This is a genomic window from Flavobacterium sp. PLA-1-15 (assembly GCF_049060005.1).
Taxonomy (GTDB): domain Bacteria; phylum Bacteroidota; class Bacteroidia; order Flavobacteriales; family Flavobacteriaceae; genus Flavobacterium.
On sequence record NZ_JBMGQS010000029.1, the window covers coordinates 1 to 21,650 of the forward strand.

The following is a 21,650-nucleotide window of genomic DNA, read 5'->3' on the forward strand; positions in this document are numbered from 1 at the left end:
AAAAATATGGATACTGGAACAGTTCCAATGCTCGTTCTAAAAAAAATATAGGCACTGGAACAGTTCCAACATCCATTCTAAAAAAAATATGGATACTGGAACAGTTCCAATGCTCGTTCTAAAAAAAATATAGGCACTGGAACAGTTCCAACATCCATTTCAAAAAAATTATGGACTCTGGAACTATTCCGCTATTTTTTACAAAATCTTCAAAGCTTGCATTTTTAATCTTTTTTAAATACTCATACCCCTCAACCTAGAACCCACAACCCAGAACCCACAACCCAGAACCCACAACCTAGAACCCACAACCCACAACCTAGAACCTAGAACCCATAACCTTTCACCCTTCACCTTATGACCTTTCAACTTTTAATTCTATATTTGTTCAAAACAATAAAGAATGGCCGGAAACACCTACGGAAATTTATATAAGATTACAACATTCGGAGAATCCCATGGCGAAGCATTGGGAGGCATCATAGACGGTTGCCCTCCAGGAATAGAACTCAACTTACAAGCAATCCAGCTCGAAATGTCCAGAAGAAAACCAGGACAATCAGCCATAGTAACCCAACGAAAGGAAGACGATGAGGTACAATTCCTCTCCGGAATATTCGAAGGAAAAACCACAGGAACCCCAATCGGATTCATCATTCCAAACACCAATCAAAAGTCAGACGACTATTCGCATATAAAAGACGCATACCGTCCCAGCCACGCCGATTATGTTTACGAACAGAAATACGGTATCCGTGACTACCGTGGCGGCGGAAGAAGTTCAGCACGCGAAACCGCAAGCAGGGTAGTGGCGGGAGCAATCGCCAAACAAATCCTGAAGGACGTTAAAATCAATGCCTTCGTTTCCTCCGTAGGCGATATATTTATCGACAAGCCCTACCAAGCTTTGGATTTTTCAAAAACCGAGAGCAATGCCGTTCGTTGTCCGGACGAGACCACAGCACAAAAGATGGAAGAATACATTCGTGAAATCCGCAAGCAAGGCGACACCATTGGCGGAACCATTACATGCGTCTTGCAAAACGTACCAATTGGTCTGGGCGAACCTGTTTTTGACAAACTGCATGCCGAATTAGGAAAGGCGATGCTTTCCATCAATGCCGTAAAAGGCTTTGAATACGGCAGTGGTTTTTGTGGTGCGAAGATGAAAGGAAGCGAACACAACGACCTTTATAACCCTGACGGAACTACTAAATCGAACCTTTCGGGAGGCATCCAGGGCGGTATTTCAAACGGAATGGATATTTATTTCCGGGTGGCTTTCAAACCCGTTGCAACCATTATGCAAATGCAGGAAACCATAGACAATCAGGGCAATATTGTAGAGATGCAAGGCAAAGGACGCCACGATCCGTGCGTAGTTCCACGCGCCGTTCCAATTGTAGAAGCAATGGCCGCCATTGTCCTTGCCGATTTCTACCTGATCAATAAAACGTATAAATAATTCAAAAAAGAGAGAAGATGTTCAAATCAAAAATAAGTATTGTTACTTTTTTTTCAGTATTAATTGCGCTAATCATCACCTTGCTCCATCAATTTGAGTTGGTTGCTTTCGCAGATGTTGTCATGGTATGCGTCCGTTGGATCGTAGCCTGCGTATTGATTGCAAACGCATTCGACAGAAGAAATCTTACTACTTGGATCCTTACCTGCATGGTGCTGGGAATCTTTGTGGGGGTAGATTTCCCCAACTTTGCCGCCGCTTTGCAACCGCTTAGTAGTGGTTTTATCAAGCTGGTAAAGACAATCGTTGGTCCTATTCTTTTTGCAACATTGGTCTACGGTATCGCCGGCCATTCAGATTTGAAACAGGTAGGGAGAATGGCTTGGAAATCGATGCTGTATTTCTTTTGTGCCACAACATGTGCCATCTTTATAGGCTTGGCCGCCATCAATATTACAGAGGCTGGAGTTGGTGTTGATGTATCGGGCATGCCACAGGAAGAATTGCCAACGGTAACAAAAAACAATTCCATGCTCGAATCATTACCGGAACATGTGCACGGTGTCTATAAATTTACAAGCTTCTTCAAGGATTTATTTCCAGAAAACATTGTGAAATCCATCTATGAGAATCAGGTTCTGCAAATTGTAGTTTTCTCGGTATTGTTCGGAATAGGCTTGGCATTGGTAGAAGAAAAGAAAAGAAAACCGATGGTCGATTTCACCGAAAGCCTCTCGGAAGTAATGTTCAAGTTTACCAATTTGATCATGTATTTTGCACCAATTGGTGTAGGAGCAGCGATGGCTTATACCGTTGGTCATCTAGGGGTAGATATCCTAAAAAATCTGTTTATGTTGCTCGGAACATTATATCTGGCGTTGATTTTCTTCTTACTGCTTGTATTGTTGCCGGTTGCATTATTCCTTAAAATTCCAATTCTAAAATTTATATCGGCCATCAAAGAGCCAGTTTCTATTGCATTTGCCACTACAAGTTCAGATGCGGCATTACCGAAAGCCATGAGCGCAATGGAAAAATTTGGTGTTCCAAGAAAGATTGTATCGTTTGTAATTCCTACGGGGTATAGCTTTAATCTCGACGGAACATCGTTGTATCTCTCATTGGCTTCAATATTTGTAGCACAAGCAGCCGGTATCGATTTAAGTTTTGGAGAACAGTTGATCATTGCCTTTACTTTGATGATTACTTCAAAAGGAGTGGCGGCAGTTCCAAGAGCTTCCTTGATTATATTAATTGCAACCGCAGATCAGTTTGGGCTTCCTGTTTTTATCATTGCTGCAATTCTAGGTATCGATGAGCTGATGGATATGGCCAGAACTTCTGTAAATGTTATTGGAAATTGCTTGGCAACTGTTGTTATTGCCAAATGGGAGGGGGAATTTGATGAGGAGGCACCTTACAAGGATTGATGCATATTATATTTTTTTATTGTTAAATAAATATCATTAATTAGGAATATAAGTTTTTTTTCAATATATTCGTTTGAACTTAAAATTAATATTATGAAAAGAAAATTACTTATTGCGAGCTTATTATTGGGCTCTATGTTTACTGCAAATGCTCAAAACGTAGTGTTTGAAGACAGTTTTGATACTTATGATGATTTTTTAATTACTGGTATTGGTGACTGGCTAACAATAGACTTAGACGGATCAACTACTTATTCTGGAGGTGGTGGAATTGATTGGGCTAACGAAGGAGCGGCTCAAGCATACATTGTATTTAATCCTACAGCTGCTCAGGTTACAAATGCCACATCGGGTAATGAACTAAGAAATTTTGATGCCAGAACAGGTAGCAAATATATGGGAGCATGGGCTTCGGTTATGCCTGCTCAAGGCGGTACGGGACCTAATAATGATTGGTTGGTTAGTCCAGTAATCAATCTTACAGGTGCTACGGGAAGTTCTCTAAGTGTATGGGTAAAATCATTATCAAGTAGTTATGGTTTAGAAACGTATAAAATAGGAGTTTATACAGGAACTGGAACGCCTACATCTGCAGCAGATTTTACCATTATCTCTGGTGCTACAAACTTAACTGCTCCTTATCCTAATTGGGCTGAAAAAATACAATCTTTATCTGCTTATGATGGACAGAGTATCAGAATCGGAATACTTTGTAATTCGGTTGACCATTATATGTTTATGGTGGATGATTTTAAAGTAACTGCAACTACTTTGAAAGTTGATAATAATCTAGCAACTAAATTTTCTGTATCGCCAAATCCAACTTCAAATGTCGTTTACTTGAACAACAATGCAAACATTTTGATGAATGAGGTTAAAGTTACAGATATGAATGGTCGTACTGTAAAGTCACTAAAGTTAAACGGTGTATCTAATACTCAAGTTGATGTATCAGATTTAGCTTCTGGTGTTTATTTAATGGATATTGCTTCTGATCAAGGAAACTTAACAAAAAAAGTCATTAAGAACTAAATATTTAAAGTTCAATATTTAAAACTCTCCAAGCAATTGGGGAGTTTTTTCGTTTAAACCTGTTTATTTCAATGGCATTTTTATCGTAATTTTACCAACTAAATTATACTGTTTGAGAACTTCTTTTTTTCTTACCATCGATAAGCCATCCGATTTCAAAAAACAAATTTTGACTTGGGCACAGCAATTTCGCGAAGTTGTTTTTTTGGACAGCAATAATTATCCGGGCAACTATTCCAGTTACGATATGGTTTTGGCTGTTGATGCGTTTACCTCCATCAAGACTGATTATTACAATGCTTTCGAGGATTTAAAAGCCTATCAGCAAACTACAAAAGATTGGCTTTTTGGCTATTTGTCTTATGATTTGAAAAACGATACTGAAGTCTTGAAGTCACAGAATTTTGATGGATTAGATTTTCCAGATTTGTTTTTCTTTCAACCGAAGAAACTTTTTCTTCTAAAAGGAAATCAGCTGGAAATAAAATACCTCAATATGTGTGATGATGAGTTGGGGGAAGATATAGAAGAGATTCAAAATACCAATTACGTTTCAGATGGTTTTGAAGTCGAACTGAATATCGAACAGAGAATTTCAAAGGAGCATTACATCTCAAAAGTAGGGAAGATGTTGGAGCACATTCACCGAGGCGATATTTATGAGGCTAATTTCTGCATGGAGTTTTTTTCCAAGGATGCTCAAATAAATCCGCTTGATAAATTTTTGAAGCTGAATGAAATATCACAGGCACCTTTTGCCGTTTATTTCAAAAACAAGAACCAATACCTGCTTTCCGCTTCGCCTGAACGTTATTTGAAAAAAGACGGCGAAACAATTATCTCCCAACCCATCAAAGGAACTTCCAAACGATTTGAAGATAAAGATTTAGATGAAAATGCTAAAGAAAATCTGCAGAAAGACCCAAAAGAACGTTCGGAAAACATCATGATCGTAGATCTTGTTCGCAATGATCTGTCACGAACGGCTCAAAAAGGTTCTGTACAAGTTGAAGAACTTTGCCAGATTTATTCTTTTCTGCAAGTGCACCAAATGATTTCAACTATTACTTCAAAGCTCGATCCGCAATATACTGCAGTCGATGTCATAAAGACCACCTTTCCGATGGGAAGCATGACGGGAGCTCCAAAGATTTCGGCAATGAATATTATTGAGGATTTGGAAGAAACAAAACGCGGACTTTACAGCGGTGCAATAGGCTATTTCACGCCCGATGGTAACTTCGATTTTAATGTTGTCATCCGGAGTATTTTATACAACGAGGAAAACAGATACATTTCCTTTTCAGTGGGGAGCGCCATTACGTCTCAATCTATTCCTGAAAAGGAATACGAAGAATGTCTACTCAAGGCAAAGGCGATGCACACCGTTTTGAAATCTTAAAGTTTGAGGAAAGCCGAAATCTTTTTCCTATTTTTGAGGATGATTTCAAGACTTCAAAAACATTTATCCCAAAATTTACCAATTCTTCAAGGAAAAAGACTTTTGCTCGCCATTAGTGGCGGAGTTGACAGTATGGTGATGCTGGATCTGTTCCAAAAAACTGATTTTGTAATGGCCATTGCCCATTGCAATTTCCAACTACGAGGTCAAGAAAGCGAAGGAGACCAAGCGTTCATCGAAAAGTATGCTAAAGAGAATAACATTGCTCTTTTTGTGACCCAATTTGATACAAAGGCTTTCGCCGAGGATTATAAGCTCTCCATCCAAGTTGCCGCGCGTGAGCTTCGCTACAATTGGTTCTACGAACTCTTGGAAACTAACAACTACGATTTCATACTTACAGCACATCATGCAGACGATAATATCGAAACCTTTCTCATCAATTTATCAAGAGGTTCTGGATTGGATGGCTTTACGGGAATTCCGATGCAGAATGACAAAACCATTCGCCCATTATTGATTTTCGGAAGGGAAGAAATCTTGGATTATGCCAATCAAAGCAACATTCAATGGCGTGAAGACAGCAGTAATACCTCGGATAAATACCTTCGCAATAAAATCCGTCAGGAGATAGTTCCCGTTTTGAAAACATTGAACGCTAACTTTATTTCGTCCTTTCAAAACACATTAGAGAATCTTCAACAGTCCATGACTTTAGTCGACGATGCTTCACGAATAGTTTACCGAAAGGTAGTCGAAGACGAAGAAAATCAGAAGAAAATAAACCTTAAAGAATTACTTCAATTACCAAACTACAAAGCCTATCTGTATGAATGGTTAAAACCTTTTGGTTTCAAGGCTTGGAACGATATTTATAGTTTAGTCGAAAGCCAATCGGGAAAACAGATTTTTTCGGAAAATTTTAAATTGCTCAAGGACCGTGACTACCTGATTGTATCGCCTCAAACCGAAATCGACAGAGAAGAAAAATATTATATTGAAGAAAACCAACAAGACGTTAATTTTCACATAAAACTGTCTATTTGTAAGATTACAAGCATAGCAAATGCTTCAAATACAACTATATTTGTGGACCAAAAAAAACTAAAATATCCGTTGGTTCTACGAAGATGGAAGGAAGGTGATGTTTTTTATCCCTCAGGAATGAAAGGAAAATCCAAAAAAGTGAGCAAATTTTTTAAGGACGAAAAACTTTCCCTGATTGAAAAGGAAAACACATGGCTTCTTTGTTCCGATGACCAAATTGTATGGATCGTTGGGATCCGACAGGACGAACGATTTAAAGCAACAACAACTACAAAACAAATTATACAAATCGCATTACACTAATGAAAAGATTACTTTTTTTACTGCTTACTTTTTTAGCAATCACGCAGGTCAACGCTCAAATTCTGAATCCCGTAAAATGGTCTACAAAAGTTGAAAAAATCTCTGAAACCGAATTCAATCTCGTTTTCGAAGGAGATCTAGATCCTGAGTGGCACTTATATTCCCAGTTTACTCCGGAAGACGGACCAATTCCTTTAGAAATTAAATTCAAAGAAACTGCCGGAAACTATTTATTGGTGGGTAAGGCAGTTGAAAGCAAGACAAAGACTGCTTTTAATGACACTTTTGGTGTGAATGAAATTTTCTTTTCAGATAAATTCTGGGTAAAGCAAAGAGTTAAAATCATCAATGTGAAACTATCTAGCATAGATGCTGAAGTAGATTATCAGGTTTGTAAAGAAGTTTGCATCAACGGAAACAAAAAACTTAAATTCGATCTTCCTAAGATTGTTGTCAGCAAGATTACCGATGTGCCAAAAGAAGACATTGTCCTAGCTCCTGTCGATGCCCCAGCCGATACTAAAACTGCAGTTACAACTGTGGATACAGTAGTGAAACAAACTCCAGTTGTTGCAGAAGCAACTACAGATACAGCACAAGTTGAAGCCCCAGAAGCAGAGGAAAGCTTATGGACAATTTTCCTTTTAGCTTGTGCGGCTGGTTTTGCAGCGTTATTGACGCCTTGCGTTTTTCCTTTGTTGCCAATGACAGTTAGCTATTTTACAAAGCAAAGCAAGACTAAAGCTGCTGGAATCAAAAATGCAATAATTTATGGAATATCAATCATCGTAATCTATGTTGCTTTAGGAATTATAGTAACCGCTGCTTTTGGAGCAGATGCCCTGAATGATTTAGCTACAAACGTTTGGTTCAACCTTATATTTTTTACCTTGTTAATCATTTTTGCGCTTTCATTTTTAGGTGCATTTGAAATCATGCTTCCAAATTCTTGGGCAAACAAAGTAGATCGTCAAGCTGATAGAGGTGGAATCATAGGAATTTTGTTTATGGCTTTAGCCTTGGCAATTGTATCTTTTTCTTGCACGGGACCTTTTATTGGAAACTTATTATTTTTAGCTGCAGCGCATGGAGGAATTGGACCAATTATAGGAATGTTCGGTTTTTCTTTGGCCTTAGCCTTGCCATTCATGCTGTTCGCAATGTTCCCGGGATGGTTGAACACCCTGCCAAAATCAGGCGGATGGTTGAATACCGTTAAAGTATTTCTAGGATTTTTAGAACTAGCATTAGCGTTCAAATTCTTGTCAAATGCCGATCTGGTATTGCAATTGCACCTATTAGAAAGAGAAGTATTCCTAGCTATCTGGATAGCAATCTTCGGAGCTCTGGCCCTATATCTATTCGGAAAAATCACCCTGCCACACGATAGCCCATTGCCATTTATCTCCGTTGGACGATTAATGATGGGATTGTTGGTATTGACATTCACTATTTATTTGATTCCTGGACTTTGGGGTGCACCACTAAAAATCATCAGTGCATTCCCGCCACCAATGACCTATAGCGAAAGCCCGAATGGAGTAGGCAACACAGCTGGCGGTGGAGTAGCCATAGCAAAACTACCAGAAGGCGCTAAATACGGCCCTCATAATCTAATCACTTTCGACGATTATGACCAAGGTTTGGCCTATGCAAAATCAGTCAACAAGCCTATCCTGTTAGATTTCACAGGCCACGCCTGCGTAAACTGTCGCAAGATGGAAAATAACGTATGGTCAGACAAAGTCATCCTGCCGATATTAAGAGAAGATGTAGTCTTGATTTCATTGTATGTAGACGACAAGCGACCGTTGCCAAAAGACCAACAATTTTATTCTAAAGAAACCGACTCTGAGATCGAAACAATTGGCGACAAATGGACCGATTTTATGATTACAAAATACAAGACCAACACACAGCCCCTGTATGTCTTGACCGATTTAGAAGGAAAAAGCCTAAACAAGAAAAAGGAATCCATCAGCTACGTTAGCGTCGACGAATACTTAGTTTGGCTAAAAGACGGTCTGGAAAATTTCAAAAAATAAACCATAAGCAAAAAGAAGCTTCTCGATAAAGAGAAGCTTTTTTTTTTGGAGCTATTTCCCGCTGTCCGCTCTATCTTTTTCCCTCGCCAAAAAAAGGCGAGGGAAAAAGGATGCCGCTACCATCGGGGCTAAACTCACAAGAATCAACACTCCCAAAGGAAAAAATGTTTTCAACTTGCCATCAAATCGCCCTCCTAACAGGTTTTCAAAACCTGTTAGGTATTAAAATCGCCAATCCAATTCCAAACCACAATCTACTTCCAAAATCTACTTTGTCCTCCCGAGCGCAGTCGAGAGATCATAAACCGAACTCCATCCCGTTTTCCAAACTGCAATTCACCACAACCGCACTCCAATCTACAATCTACAATCTAAAATCTTCAATTCTAATGGGGCATTGGGTTGTAATGTGGGTAAAATATACACAGAATTATCTTTCAATTATGCACAAAACCCTTGATTTCATTGCAATAATCCCAATGGCACAGCTCTTGCCTTTTGGTATAGAAAAAAAACAATTGTACCATACATAAGCAGATTATTATGAAAAGCGAAGCCATAACATCAGAACAACTATACGCATCAAAAAGCAATAGTGCTAGCGAAAGCAACTTTGCAAATACGCTATTCGAAATGAACAACGAGGCATTAAGAACCACTTTTTCGCCTTATGTAAAAATACAGGACTATATCATCAAGGCATTCGAAAATGTCTCAGCCATGAATGTTTTCGTCCTAGCCGGAACCTTTTTATTAATGTTCACAGGAGCCTACATGGTCTATGAACTTCAGCCGGAGTTTTACGCATTCAATTCAGAACGTCTTAATTCTACCATCGGTTTTAGTTTTATTGTTGTCGCCACAGCATTGCTTCTTTTCAAAGTAAGCTTCTTCGTTTACAACCTATTTTTATATTTCAAATACAAGCCAATCGAATCCGTTAGCGACGAATTATTGCCAACAGTAACCGTGATTGTTCCAGCCTATAACGAAGGAAAACTAGTTTGGCAAACCTTGAAAAGTATCGCCGCTAGTGATTTCCCTGAAGCAAAACTACAATTACTAGCCATTGACGATGGAAGTAAAGACGATACTTGGTATTGGATGCAAGAAGCAAAGAAACAATTGGGCGACCGATTGACGATCCTGCAACAACCAAAAAATCAAGGAAAACGTCATGCATTATACAGAGGTTTTAATCTAGGAACAGGTGATGTTTTTGTAACCATCGATAGTGATTCGATCATCAAAACAGACACTCTAAGAAACTTGGTAAGTCCTTTTGTAACCAATGAAAACTGTGGAGCCGTTGCCGGAAACGTTCGTGTCTTGAACAATAAGAAAGCGATCCTTCCAAAGATGCTAAATGTAAGTTTCGTAATGAGTTTTGAGTTCGTTCGTTCAGTAGAAAGCATGCTCGGAACAGTACTCTGTACGCCAGGAGCTTTGGCCGCCTACCGTAAAGATGCTGTATTTGCTTGCCTTCCCGAATGGATCGATCAAAAGTTTATGGGACAACCCTCTGATATTGGTGAAGACCGTGCAATGACTAACATGATCTTAAAACAAGGACATCATGTACTATTTCAAAAAAACGCCTACGTCTTGACCGATGTGCCAGAAAAATACCAAGGCCTTTATAAAATGTTCATTAGATGGGGGAGAAGTAACGTGCGTGAGAACCTGATGATGGCAAAATTTGTCTTCAAAAATTTCAGAAAAGAGTCTAAGTTCGGAGCACGATTGTTATTCTTGAATCAGTTCTTGACAATCGCTATGACCATCCCGTTCTTGTTTTTCATGATATTCTTTATCGTGACACATCCAATCTTGTTCGTGAGTTCTACACTTCTTGGAATTTTGATTGTATCGAGTTTCCCAGTCTTGTTTTATGCAAAGAGACACAACCTTTCAGAAGCATTATGGGCTTATTCTTATAGTGTTTTGTACACTTTCGGATTATTCTGGATCGCACCCTATTCAATTATCACAGCAGCAAAAAAAGGTTGGCTTACAAGGGAATTACCGCAGAAAAACTAACTTGACCTACTATATTTATTCAAAAAAAAACGGAGCCATAATGGTTCCGTTTTTGGTTATAATTATACTTGGATATTCTTACAAACGATTATCAATAATACATCCTAAAATCAAGAACCTTACAAACCGTGTAATATTTCTTGTGCAAGGTCTCAACAATTTCTTCCAAGTCATCTTCCTCCTGAAAAAGAGAAAAGAAAACCATATCAAGCTGCACACTGTTTGCTTTCGCAGAAGCATTCCCGTAGCCAGAAATAGCTCGTGCTCCTGTAATATCCAAGAAATATTGCGCCTCGTCATTGGTTAAATCCAAAGGTTTTGCATTCGCAAAATGAATAATCTTTCCTTTCATTTTTCCTTCAAACAGCTCAGCAATTTCTTCCAAGCTATAATAGTAGTTATTGAGGCAAATATTGTTTTCCTCACCAGGCATCACCAAATAAATAATCTCATAATCCTGAAAATTATTATCCTCATAAAGCAGTATGCCAAGGCTTTCCTCAAGTCCTTCAATACTGTCGCAAGTCTTGTAAATACTGTCTATTCCAGTGGCAAGCGCCATTTTTTCAAGGCTTTCAAGAACTTCAGTAGTCGTTGTTATTTCTATATCGGAAACTGCTTCTAGGCAGAAAATTAAATGCTCTTGATCCATGGGGTGTAGGTAGTTTCAGCAAATTTAAGTAAAATAGAAATAAGGAGCATTTAGGTTCAATTCAAATAAAGGAGATGTTCTTTTAGAAAATACTTAGATTGTCATCAACGCAACTTACATTGTTGCCAACGCAACTTAGATTGTCGCTAACGCAACTTAGATTGTCGCCAACGCAACTTAGATTGTCGCCAACGCAACTTAGATTGTTGTCAACGCACCTACAGAAAAAACAAACCTTCCTACAAAATTTTCAATAGCAGTTATCGCTTTCGCTAAAAGAGCCACAGATTTCTCCAACTGAGAACTTTAAATAGAGAAGAAACATTTCATACCTTTACCAAACAAAAAGCAACAGATGAAAAAAACGATTCTTTCCCTGTCATTCGCACTTTTACTTTTTTCGTGCAATAAAAAAGACACAACCGAAACAGCTGCAAATGCCGACGAGAAATTTGAGGCCTATAAAGAGCAATTCGTAGAAGGCCTGTGGAAGCTAAACCTCCTGTGAAGTATATCAAGGAATTAATGCTGAAGGATAAAAAGTAAAATGTCAACAAAAAAGAAACCCTGCAACTAGCAGGGTTTTCTTTTTATAATTTCTCAAACGTATTTCCTTGTTTAATGTCGCCACTTTCAAAACCTTTATTAAACCAATACATCCTTTGCTCAGATGTCCCGTGGGTAAAAGAATCAGGAACTACGTGGCCCTGCATTTTCTTTTGTATCGCATCGTCACCTACAGCTTCGGCCGCACTGAGCGCTTCTTCTATATCGCCAGGTTCAAGCATTTGTGTCATCTTTTGATTATGATGTGTCCAAACTCCGGCATAAAAATCAGCTTGAAGTTCCAACGCAACCGACAGTTTATTGGCTTCAGCCTCACTCATGCCTTGTTGCATTTCGCGTACTTTTCCAGAAGTACCAAGAAGTGTCTGAACGTGATGACCAATTTCATGCGCTACGACATAGGCTACAGCAAAATCACCGCCTTTTGCGCCAAACTTGCTTTTCAGTTCCTTAAAGAAATCCATATCCATATACACTTTCTGATCACCAGGACAATAGAAAGGTCCAGATGCAGAAGTCGCGCCACCACAAGCGGTTTGAACCTGACCGGTAAACAAAACCAAGTTAGGTTCTTTGTACGTCATTCCGTTTTCACGGAAAATCTTTCCCCATACTTCCTCATTGTCGGTCAATAAGGCATCAACAAATTTACCGGTTTCTATCTCTTCAGGAGTTAATTCCCGTTCTACCTGAGTGGATTGCTGCTGATTGAGCTGTTCAATAACCGGAACCAAATTTTGAGCATCCTGTCCGCCAAACATTGTAATCAGTAAAATAATAACCCCGATGATACCACCACCGGCAACGACTTTTCCTCCGGACATTCCTCTTCTGTCTTCGAGATTACCACTTTCTCTTCTTCCTTGCCATTTCATATTTTTTTGTTTTTAAATTGTTTTGGTTTTTTTGTTGACCCATTTCAGGATTATTTCTTCCAAATCGGCTATGATAATTGGTTTGGTAATATAATCATTCATGCCTGCTTCTAAACAATTTTCTTTTTCGCCTTTTACAGTTCCTGCTGTTAATGCAATAATAGGCGTGTTCCTGCCAGTTTCGTTTTCACGTATAATTTTTGTCGCTTCATAACCATTCATTACAGGCATTTGGATGTCCATTAAAATAATATCTGGTTGTATTTCTACAAATTGATTTACGGCTTCTTTCCCGTCCTTTGCCTCATGAATGATTACATCAGGAAAAGAATTTTTCAGAATGGTACGTGTCAGCAACATATTTATTTTGTTGTCTTCAACGACAAGAACTTTTGTATTTGAATTTAAAGCTACATTATTTTTTTTAATATTTATCGTTTTTAATTCTTTTTCCTGATCGGGTTCATTTGATATTTTTAAATTCAAATCAAAATAGAAAGCACTTCCGTTTCCAAATTCGCTTTCCAATTGCAATTTACTGTTCATCAAATTAAGCAACTGATTTGAAATTGTCAGCCCCAAACCGGTTCCTCCAAACTTTCTTGTTGTTGAATTGTCTTCCTGTGAAAATGCCTGGAATATCTTTTCCTGATTTTCTTTTACGATTCCAATTCCTGTATCCACAACCGAAAAGCGGATTGTTTTTTGGACATCATTAGTTTCTTCAATAACCGAAACTTTTAGTTCTATCGAACCTTTTACGGTAAATTTAATGGCATTACTCAAAAGATTCAGCAAGATTTGTTTTATTCGAACCGAATCCAACCAAACATTGTTGGGAATTTTTGAATCGATATTAATCTTGAGGCCTAATTTTTTATGATCAGATTCAAAACGGATCAAATCGATAACCTGCTTGAGGATTTCGTTGATGTCGTTTTTCCTAATATCTAATTCCAATTTTCCGGCTTCAATTTTAGAAAAATCCAAGATATTGTTTACGATGTCCAATAGCGAATTTGCCGATTCATTGATGGTAAGCATGTATTTTCCCTGTGTTTCCTGAAGGTCAGTCTTCATGAGCAGATTTGTAAATCCAATGATTCCATTTAGAGGAGTCCTTATCTCGTGGCTCATATTGGCCAGAAATTCAGATTTCGCCTTGTTTGCAGATTCTGCCATTTCTTTGGCAATAATAGCGGCTTCGGCTTGCTTTCTTTCGGTGATATCGATCAAGATTCCTTCGACATAATTGATATTTCCATCTTTTATAATGATATCGCCAAATTCTTCCACCCAAATTACTTTGTTCTCCTTGTTTTTAATTCTATAAGTATGATTAAAGGATTTTTGTTCTTTTAGGGCTTCTCGAGTGATGGATTTTAAAAGTTCCTTGTCTTCTTCAAGCACGAGATCCATCCAATTGAGGGTTTTTTCAAGAAAATCATTTTTCGTGTAACCGGTTAATTTTTCAATCTCATCATTCAAATAAACTTTTGTCAGCGATTCGTCATTCTGCGAAAGATAGATGGTTCCGGGCATGTTGCTGGCCAAAAGCCTGAATTTTTCCTCGCTTTCAAAAATTATATTTTCATTAATACTTCTTTCCAAAACAGCCGAAACATTATTGGCAAGCGTTTGAAGTATGTTGATCTCGTCTTCTGACCATTCGCGTTCTTCGCTGCAATCATCAAGCCCAATGAAACCTGAAAAATGATCTTTAAAATAAACCGGTAAGACCAGTGCCGATTTGATTTCGTTTGCAATCATAACGGTTTTTGCAGGACCTTCTTCTTCTTTACTGATGATGGATTGATACGGTCTTTTGTTATTTGCCGCCTCAATAATGTTTTTGAAAAAGGCATGATCAAATTTCCTTAGGGGCGTAATTTGTAGTACGATATTTTCCTTGCCCCATTTGTATTTCTGACTGATCAAATTTGTCTTGGGATCGTTCTCATAATAATAGATATGGTCGGCATTTGTGGCTTTTCCGATGATTTCGAAAGTTTCTGAAAACATGTCGTAAATACTTTTGCTCAATAGGAATTTTTCGGTACACAAAGCCAAAGCCGAAAGCAAATCACTTTTGTATTCCAGTTTTTTTTCGGCTATCAGACGCATCTGTGATTCGATTGCCAAGGAAATAATGTCCGAAATAGTACGAACAAAGTTGATGTCCTCATTGTCCCAGAATTTCTTTTTATTGCTCGTTTCAAAGCATAAGACACCTAAAATCTGTCCGTTTTGAATAATCGAGACATCCATCATCGATTTGATATTATTATCCGAATAATATTCGTTGAAAAAGAGATCTTCGTTGCTTTTCAATGCAATATCAGAGGCAATAATGATCTTATTTTTTTCGAGATTTTCAAAGTAATGAGGTGCATCTTTCTTCTCGAAAACCTGGCTGTCACTATAAGTATCGGATTCTAAATCATATAAAGTGTGGCAAATAAGTTTATCAGAAAAATAATTCCAATAGCTGACCCTGTCTACATTTGTATCAATGGAAGCATTTTTTAGAACCAGCTCAACTATGGATTTTAAGTCTTCAAAACTGCTGAAATTGGTTGTTGAAAGTTTATTGATTGTAGCATTATATTTCTGTATTTTAAGCTGTCGGTTGAGATTTTCAAGTTCAATATTTTTGAAGGCAGTAATGTCTCTGGCGATTCCAGAATATCCCGTTATTTCTCCAAGATGGTTTTTGAGGATGATTACTTTTTGCGATGCCCAAATTTCCGAACCATCTTTTTTAATAAGAGGCAATTCAATGGTAGGAAAATCATTTTCATTTTCGACAAGATCTTCATAGAAAGCCATCAGTTTTTCTCGATAATCTTCCCTAATGAAAGCAGAATAATTGTTAGAAATAATTTCTTCCTTCGCAAAGCCAAGATGTGCAATCGTGAAATCATTTATAAATGTAAAATTCCCCTCTTCATCGGTTTCAAAGATAATGTCAGTTGCGGTTTGTATAAGGTTTTTATATTGGTTTTGGATCTTGACTTGCTCCGTGACATCTTGCCCGATACCTACTGTCAAGTTTTCATTGTACTTTTTATTCTTCCATTGGATGTATTTGTGTGTTCCGTTTTTACACTTTAATTTTTGGGTTTGCAAATCTTCTTCGGGATCACTTTGGTTGTTTTCTTTAAAAACTACTTCAATGCTTTCAGTCAGTTCCCAAAAGTTCAAGCCTATAATTTCTTCAGGTTCATAGCCTAAAACCGAAACAATGGTATTGTTGCAATAAGTCAATTCGCCCTTTGCATTGGTACCGATTATTAACGAATTTCCTTTGTTGACAATTGCGTCTGCAAAAAGCAATCGTTCCTGCGAATTTAATATTGCGATATGCCTTATGTAATGAATCGAAATAATAAACATGAATGCATATAAAAATACAACAAGCAAATCCGGACGAATTAAATTTGTAATTAAAAGCACGAAAAATACACTCAGAAAAACCACCACAAAAACCCAATATTTCCGTAAAGAATAAAAAATGTTTGGAGCAAAAAAGAACATGACAATCAGCTCGGCAAATGTTACAAGTTCAAAAGGGAAATAGCACAGTTTGAAGATTGTATAGGTTAATAATGAAGCATATGCACAAACAAATATTTTTTGAAAATAGCGTTGTACAAAAGTCACTTTATCGCTGATGAAATACAAAATAAGAAAGAAAACTCCAATCGAAACCGTTTCTATAAGTTCGCTTTTGAGCCTGATTTTGAAGATTTCGAGTAATATTTCTGATATAGGGAACACAAGTCCAAAAAATATCAAATAGGTTCTATACTGTTCTGTATTTGTTTTATTTTCAGTAAAGTTAATAACCAAGTCTTTGTTGTAGTAGGAAACTTTTCTTAAGATGGTCACAAATATGATGGATGTTACGCTCACTATAAGCAATACAAACCACCAATTGAAATAAAAAGGCGTTTCTATATTATAACTGTTTTCATTACTTGTAACTGGGTGATTTTTGTCAACAATAGGATTTTCGATTGCCTGGTATAAAATACTGTTGAAATTTAGAATAGTATTGCAGTTTGCTCCAAAATTTATAAATAGTAAAAGGAGCAAGAATAGCCTTTTAAAAATGGACATAAATAACTCGGGGTTAAGTTTTTATAAGAATTATTTTTACTACAAATAATTAGAGTAAAGATAGAAAAACAGGGTTTCAAATGAAGGGTTTTATCCAAAAAAAAACATTCCAGAATCATTTGAAGATTGTGGAATGCTTTTAGTGAAATTTTAAGTCTAATATTCGGATGAACCAATTTCGTCCAGTTCATCCTTTTCATCCATTGGAATCGCATTCCTATAAATGATATACTGAGCAGAAATATAGAGGGAAATTGTAAAGAAGATACCAATACATAAAGCCAAAATCCCCATCATTGCACATAAGAAACAAATGATCATTACAAGTAAAATAATCCAGAATCGCTTTGAAACCGTTGTAATACTTGCTTTAATAGCATCCATTGCCGAGAGATTCCCAAAGATAATAAATGGTACAGTTAGCAATGTAAAGAGTGTAACAAGCAATGAGAAAAAGAATGAAATAATACCCAAAAGTGTCGTCAAAATTACATCAAAAAAGTATAATTGGCTTAATTTGATAATTGTTTCAAGAGCCGAAGAAGTAAATGCAATGATAAGTGTTGCTAAAAACAAATCCTTGAAATACTTGGTTTTATAATGAACGAAGGCTGTAGAAAAGTCAAAATCTTGATTGGTTTCTGCATTATGGGCAATCTGCATGATGCCGGCAGTTATTGGCGACATTAAAGCACCTATCAAAACGGTCACTCCCATTTTTATAAGCAAAGTAATTGCGCTAAAATTTCCAACACTATAGTCCGTTAGGAAATCGGTAAAGTTTATAGCTAAGCCCAGCACAGCCCCAATTCCCAACACAAGTACAATAAAAAGTATTACCAGTACGATAATTATTCCACCCGTTAGCAGGGCAATTTTTTTATAGTTTTCAAATGTTTGACTTATAACTTCGCCTATATCAAGACGGTAGCCATGGTCTTTAATGTCTTGAACTTTCTCTAAAGTAGATTTCATTTTGGTGTTTAAGTTTAATTTTTTAATAGAGTGAAGATAAAAATTTTATATCCATTTCAAGATTTTTTTTATCATTTTCAATTTGTTTTTATAGGGTGCATATCGGAAAGGAATATCCAGCCAATTTGCTTTCTTGACAATTGCTTTTTCATGGGAAAAAGTGTCAAAGCTTAGCTTTCCGTGATAAGCGCCAATTCCTGAATTTCCTACACCTCCAAACGGAAGTCTTCTGTTTGAAAAATGGATAACCGTATCATTTATGCAACCACCACCAAAAGAATATTCTTGGATTATTTTTTCTGCAAAAGCATTGTTTTCAGTAAAAACATAAAGCGAAAGTGGCTTTTCAGATTTTGAAATAACTCGCCTCAAATCGTCATTTGAGTTATAAGAAAGAATGGGCAAAATGGGGCCGAAAATTTCCTCCTTCATGATGGCACTGTCTAGATTTGGTTCATCAACTAGGGTAGGAGCAATATAATTGTCGTCTTCATTATGGCTTCCGCCGAAAGCAATATCTTGAAATTCCATCAAGCCAATCAATCTTTTCCAATGATCCCTGTTTATGATTCTAGCAAAATCGGGCGACAATTCCTGATTTTCGCCATAAGCGTTCATGATTTCCTGTTTGAGTAGCGATATGAATTTATGCTTAATATTTGGCTTGACCAAAAGATAATCGGGAGCAATGCACGTTTGACCCGCATTGATGAATTTTCCCCAAACAATCCTTTTTGCTGCCAAAGGTAAATCAGCCGTTTCATCGATAATGCATGGATTTTTTCCACCAAGTTCCAAAGTTACGGGTGTTAAATGTTCGGCGGCCGCTCTATAAACAATTTTCCCCACGGAAACACTTCCGGTAAAGAAAATATAGTCCCATCGTTTTTTCAGCAACTCTTCAGACAGTCTCGCATCTCCCAAAACCGCAATGACATGATTAGGCTCAAAAGTTTCCCGTATGATTTTAGAAATAAGGCTGGAGGTATTTGGAGTAAGTTCCGAGGGTTTCAGGGTAACTTTATTTCCCGCCGCAACTGCAGCAATCAGCGGACACATCGCAAGTTGAAACGGATAATTCCAAGGCGAGATGATCAATGTGTTTCCGTAAGGCTCGCTGTAGATGTATTCCTTGGAAGGAAAATTCAAAAAAGAGGGCAAAACCTTTTTAGGTTTTGCCCAGCTATTGATATTGTTTATAGTATATTTTAAATCCTCGAGAACGATGTTTATTTCGGTAACAAATGCTTCAAAAGCAGGTTTCTTAAAATCTTTATGCAAAGCTTCGGTAATTTCCTTTTCATGCAATTTGATTGCAACTAAAAGCTTCACTAACGATTGTTTCCTGAAATTGATATTGTTTTTATAATCCATTTTAAAATTATTGGTACTGCAAGATAATTTTAAAATTCGGATTAAGCAATCTGCTCCTACAAGAAACCAAATCTAAATCCAAAGTAGAGATCTCCTTGTTTGCTTTCGCTCGTTAAAGCAGTTAAAGCTGAATTTGAACCAAGGAAAAAGCCTCCCAATCTAAAACCAAATCCTGCTGTGGTTCCAGATATTTCGTTGTTTCCTATTGGAAGGAATGCTTCAAAAAATCCTAAACTTACTCTTGGTGTAACAGAGAATGAGTTTATAGCCGTAATCTGATTGTCTTTTTCATTATCGCCCATTCTTTGTTGCATGAAGAGTGTAACCGAAAGTTTTGAAACTACTTTTACATCGGCATAAAGATTGAAAACCGTTGGTAGTTTTACTTTGATGTCTTTCTTGGTTTCTTTTTCTTCAAAATATGAATCTGGATAATTATTTTCTAATATAGCTTTAACATCATCCAATCCTTCTACATCATTAAAATCATTAAGATCTATTCCTGAAGTTGGAATATTTATTTCATATGTGTTTGAAACATTGTCATCACCTTTAAAAGTCATACTTCCAAGATTTTTTATAGATGCGCCAACTTTTAGCCTGTTTCCCTTGCCAATTTTATTTTTTAACTGATAATCAAAACCAAAATCAGTTGCCATTCCGTTTAGGTTTCCAAATAATGAACTGGTATAATCGCTTGAATCAGAAAAACTTTCGCCGAAATTACCTGAATAGGCAATATTCAAACTTCCTGTGGCATCATGCAATCTGTTTTCAGTAGTACTGGTAGTGATATTTGCATCAAGGTTACTCAATCCAATATTGGCATAAGAACCTGGAAATAATAATTTTAAGGTCAATCCTCCGTTGATTCTATGTAGATCTTTTTCCCATAATTTTCTAGCTACTGAAAACCCTAATTCTCCCCAAACCGTTGCATTAACACGTTGGTTTCCATTGTTATATATGTCGCTAGTTATGATTTCTAATGCATCAGCTTCGTTTACTAGCGCTTCCCCTAATTGTGAATCAACATTTACCACATTGGCCTTTATGTGTGCCTTGGAAGAGACTGCAAATCCCCAATCCAGTAGTCTAAAAGCAACTCCTGGAAGTGCTAATTCAGCGTCTAGATTAAAGTCTACATTATCATTACCGGCAAATAATAGGCTTTCAACATCATTTCCATCTATTATATCATTAAAACTGATTTTATTATTAGAAACGCCTAAACTTAGTGCGGTAAGTTGAATTTCAAACCGACTATCTAAGTTGGAAAATTCTGATGGATTCATATTTCCGTTCAAGATACCCACTCTTTTTGAGGTGGTAATTCCTGAAAAATGGTCTTGCCCAAAGCTACTGCCAAACGCAAGACAAGCTAATAAAAGAATTGCTTTTTTCATAGTGAAACTGTTTTTGTTGCTACAAATATAAAACAAATTAAGATTTAATTAACACCTGTATTACAAAATACCTATTTATAGGGATTAAAATTGTGAAGTTTCTAAAAAGTGTCTTGTTGAAAAGTCCACTTTCTGACAAAAAAACGCGATTCTTTTTTGTGAAGTCCTGCTAATACTAGATTTTTGTGATGTTTTTTTGAGGCAATTGCTTGATTAAGCGTTTCTCCAAACAACTTCATCAGGAACCGGAGCTTCTATTTTAATTTCTTCCTTAGAGACAGGATGAATAAACACCAACTTTCGGGCATGAAGATGAATACCTCCATCCGGATTGCTTCGGTCAAAACCATATTTCAAATCACCTTTAATAGGAGAACCAATAGCGGACAATTGCGCACGAATTTGATGATGCCTTCCCGTATGCAGGTTGATTTCCAACACAAAATAATTGTTGAGTTCCTTGATTATTTTATAATCCAGACTCGCCATCTTGCTTTCTGGAACTTCTTTCAAATGTGCTTTTGAAGTATTGTTTTTCTCGTTTCTTTTTAGATAATGAACGAGCTTTGCCTGACTTTCGGCAGGCTTATTCTTTATAACCGCCCAATAGGTTTTTTTAGTTTCCCTGTTGGCAAACAATTCGTTCAAACGGGTCAATGCTTTAGAAGTCCTTGCAAAAACTACAATTCCGGTCGTTGGCCGGTCAAGCCGATGAACGACTCCCAGAAAAACTTCTCCAGGTTTGTTGTATTTGTCCTTAATATATTCCTTAACAACTTCGCTCAAAGGCTTGTCACCCGTTTTATCGCCTTGCACAATATCGCCTACGCGTTTATTGACCACAATAATGTGATTGTCTTCGTGGAGAACCTGAAGGTTGTTTTTATCGGAAACTATTTTCATCACCAAATTATC

The 21,650-nt window shown here is 37.1% G+C and carries 16 protein-coding genes; 9 read left to right on the top strand and 7 right to left on the bottom strand.

Annotated elements, in window-relative coordinates:
- Window positions 1-403 precede the first annotated feature (403 nt).
- The 8 genes from aroC to ACI6PS_RS13870 all read left to right on the top strand — a co-directional run bounded on the left by aroC (window position 404) and on the right by ACI6PS_RS13870 (window position 10,764).
- Complete coding sequence (aroC, locus tag ACI6PS_RS13835) at window positions 404-1,465, top strand: chorismate synthase (RefSeq protein ID WP_421013162.1); 1,062 nt, start codon at window positions 404-406, stop codon at window positions 1,463-1,465.
- A gap of 17 nt (window positions 1,466-1,482) precedes the next feature.
- A complete protein-coding gene (locus ACI6PS_RS13840) occupies window positions 1,483-2,895 on the top strand; it encodes a dicarboxylate/amino acid:cation symporter (RefSeq protein ID WP_421013163.1) in 1,413 nt (470 codons plus the stop codon).
- Window positions 2,896-2,988: 93 nt separating this feature from the next.
- Window positions 2,989-3,927 carry a T9SS type A sorting domain-containing protein gene (locus tag ACI6PS_RS13845; RefSeq protein ID WP_421013164.1) on the top strand — a complete coding sequence of 313 codons (939 nt, stop codon included), beginning with the start codon at window positions 2,989-2,991 and terminating at the stop codon, window positions 3,925-3,927.
- Window positions 3,928-4,039: 112 nt separating this feature from the next.
- Complete coding sequence (locus ACI6PS_RS13850) at window positions 4,040-5,329, top strand: anthranilate synthase component I family protein (protein WP_421013165.1); 1,290 nt, start codon at window positions 4,040-4,042, stop codon at window positions 5,327-5,329.
- A gap of 39 nt (window positions 5,330-5,368) precedes the next feature.
- Entirely contained in the window at window positions 5,369-6,679 is a 1,311-nt protein-coding gene (gene tilS, locus ACI6PS_RS13855) for a tRNA lysidine(34) synthetase TilS (protein ID WP_421013166.1), read from the top strand.
- Window positions 6,679-8,724: a cytochrome c biogenesis protein CcdA gene (locus tag ACI6PS_RS13860; protein ID WP_421013167.1), complete on the top strand. Its 2,046-nt coding sequence runs from the start codon at window positions 6,679-6,681 to the stop codon at window positions 8,722-8,724. The genes tilS and ACI6PS_RS13860 overlap by 1 nt, the downstream gene beginning before the upstream one ends.
- Window positions 8,725-8,888: 164 nt before the next feature.
- Complete coding sequence (locus tag ACI6PS_RS13865) at window positions 8,889-9,257, top strand: hypothetical protein (RefSeq protein ID WP_421013168.1); 369 nt, start codon at window positions 8,889-8,891, stop codon at window positions 9,255-9,257.
- 10 nt (window positions 9,258-9,267) lie between these two features.
- Window positions 9,268-10,764 carry a glycosyltransferase gene (locus ACI6PS_RS13870; RefSeq protein ID WP_421013169.1) on the top strand — a complete coding sequence of 499 codons (1,497 nt, stop codon included), beginning with the start codon at window positions 9,268-9,270 and terminating at the stop codon, window positions 10,762-10,764.
- 91 nt (window positions 10,765-10,855) lie between these two features.
- Here the strand turns inward: ACI6PS_RS13870 and ACI6PS_RS13875 are convergent, their stop codons facing one another.
- Complete coding sequence (locus tag ACI6PS_RS13875) at window positions 10,856-11,416, bottom strand: DUF6642 family protein (RefSeq protein ID WP_421013170.1); 561 nt, start codon at window positions 11,414-11,416, stop codon at window positions 10,856-10,858.
- A 355-nt stretch (window positions 11,417-11,771) separates the two neighbouring features.
- On the opposite strand from ACI6PS_RS13875, the gene ACI6PS_RS13880 reads away from it, so the two are divergent.
- Window positions 11,772-11,924, top strand: coding sequence for a hypothetical protein (locus ACI6PS_RS13880; RefSeq protein WP_421013171.1), 153 nt, complete (start codon window positions 11,772-11,774; stop codon window positions 11,922-11,924).
- 82 nt (window positions 11,925-12,006) lie between these two features.
- Here the strand turns inward: ACI6PS_RS13880 and ACI6PS_RS13885 are convergent, their stop codons facing one another.
- The 6 genes from ACI6PS_RS13885 to ACI6PS_RS13910 all read right to left on the bottom strand — a co-directional run bounded on the left by ACI6PS_RS13885 (window position 12,007) and on the right by ACI6PS_RS13910 (window position 21,638).
- The gene (locus ACI6PS_RS13885; RefSeq protein ID WP_421013172.1) at window positions 12,007-12,858 is read right to left on the bottom strand and encodes a neutral zinc metallopeptidase; all 852 of its coding nucleotides are present in this window, start codon (window positions 12,856-12,858) and stop codon (window positions 12,007-12,009) included.
- Between the two features lie 12 nt (window positions 12,859-12,870).
- Complete coding sequence (locus ACI6PS_RS13890; RefSeq protein WP_421013173.1) at window positions 12,871-16,956, bottom strand: PAS domain S-box protein; 4,086 nt, start codon at window positions 16,954-16,956, stop codon at window positions 12,871-12,873.
- A 180-nt stretch (window positions 16,957-17,136) separates the two neighbouring features.
- Complete coding sequence (locus tag ACI6PS_RS13895; protein WP_421013174.1) at window positions 17,137-17,955, bottom strand: hypothetical protein; 819 nt, start codon at window positions 17,953-17,955, stop codon at window positions 17,137-17,139.
- A 45-nt stretch (window positions 17,956-18,000) separates the two neighbouring features.
- On the bottom strand, window positions 18,001-19,329 hold the full coding sequence (locus ACI6PS_RS13900; RefSeq protein WP_421013175.1) for an aldehyde dehydrogenase: 1,329 nt from the start codon (window positions 19,327-19,329) through the stop codon (window positions 18,001-18,003).
- A gap of 56 nt (window positions 19,330-19,385) precedes the next feature.
- The gene (locus ACI6PS_RS13905; RefSeq protein WP_421013176.1) at window positions 19,386-20,735 is read right to left on the bottom strand and encodes a DUF5723 family protein; all 1,350 of its coding nucleotides are present in this window, start codon (window positions 20,733-20,735) and stop codon (window positions 19,386-19,388) included.
- Between the two features lie 213 nt (window positions 20,736-20,948).
- The gene (locus ACI6PS_RS13910; protein ID WP_421013177.1) at window positions 20,949-21,638 is read right to left on the bottom strand and encodes an RluA family pseudouridine synthase; all 690 of its coding nucleotides are present in this window, start codon (window positions 21,636-21,638) and stop codon (window positions 20,949-20,951) included.
- Window positions 21,639-21,650 lie beyond the last annotated feature (12 nt).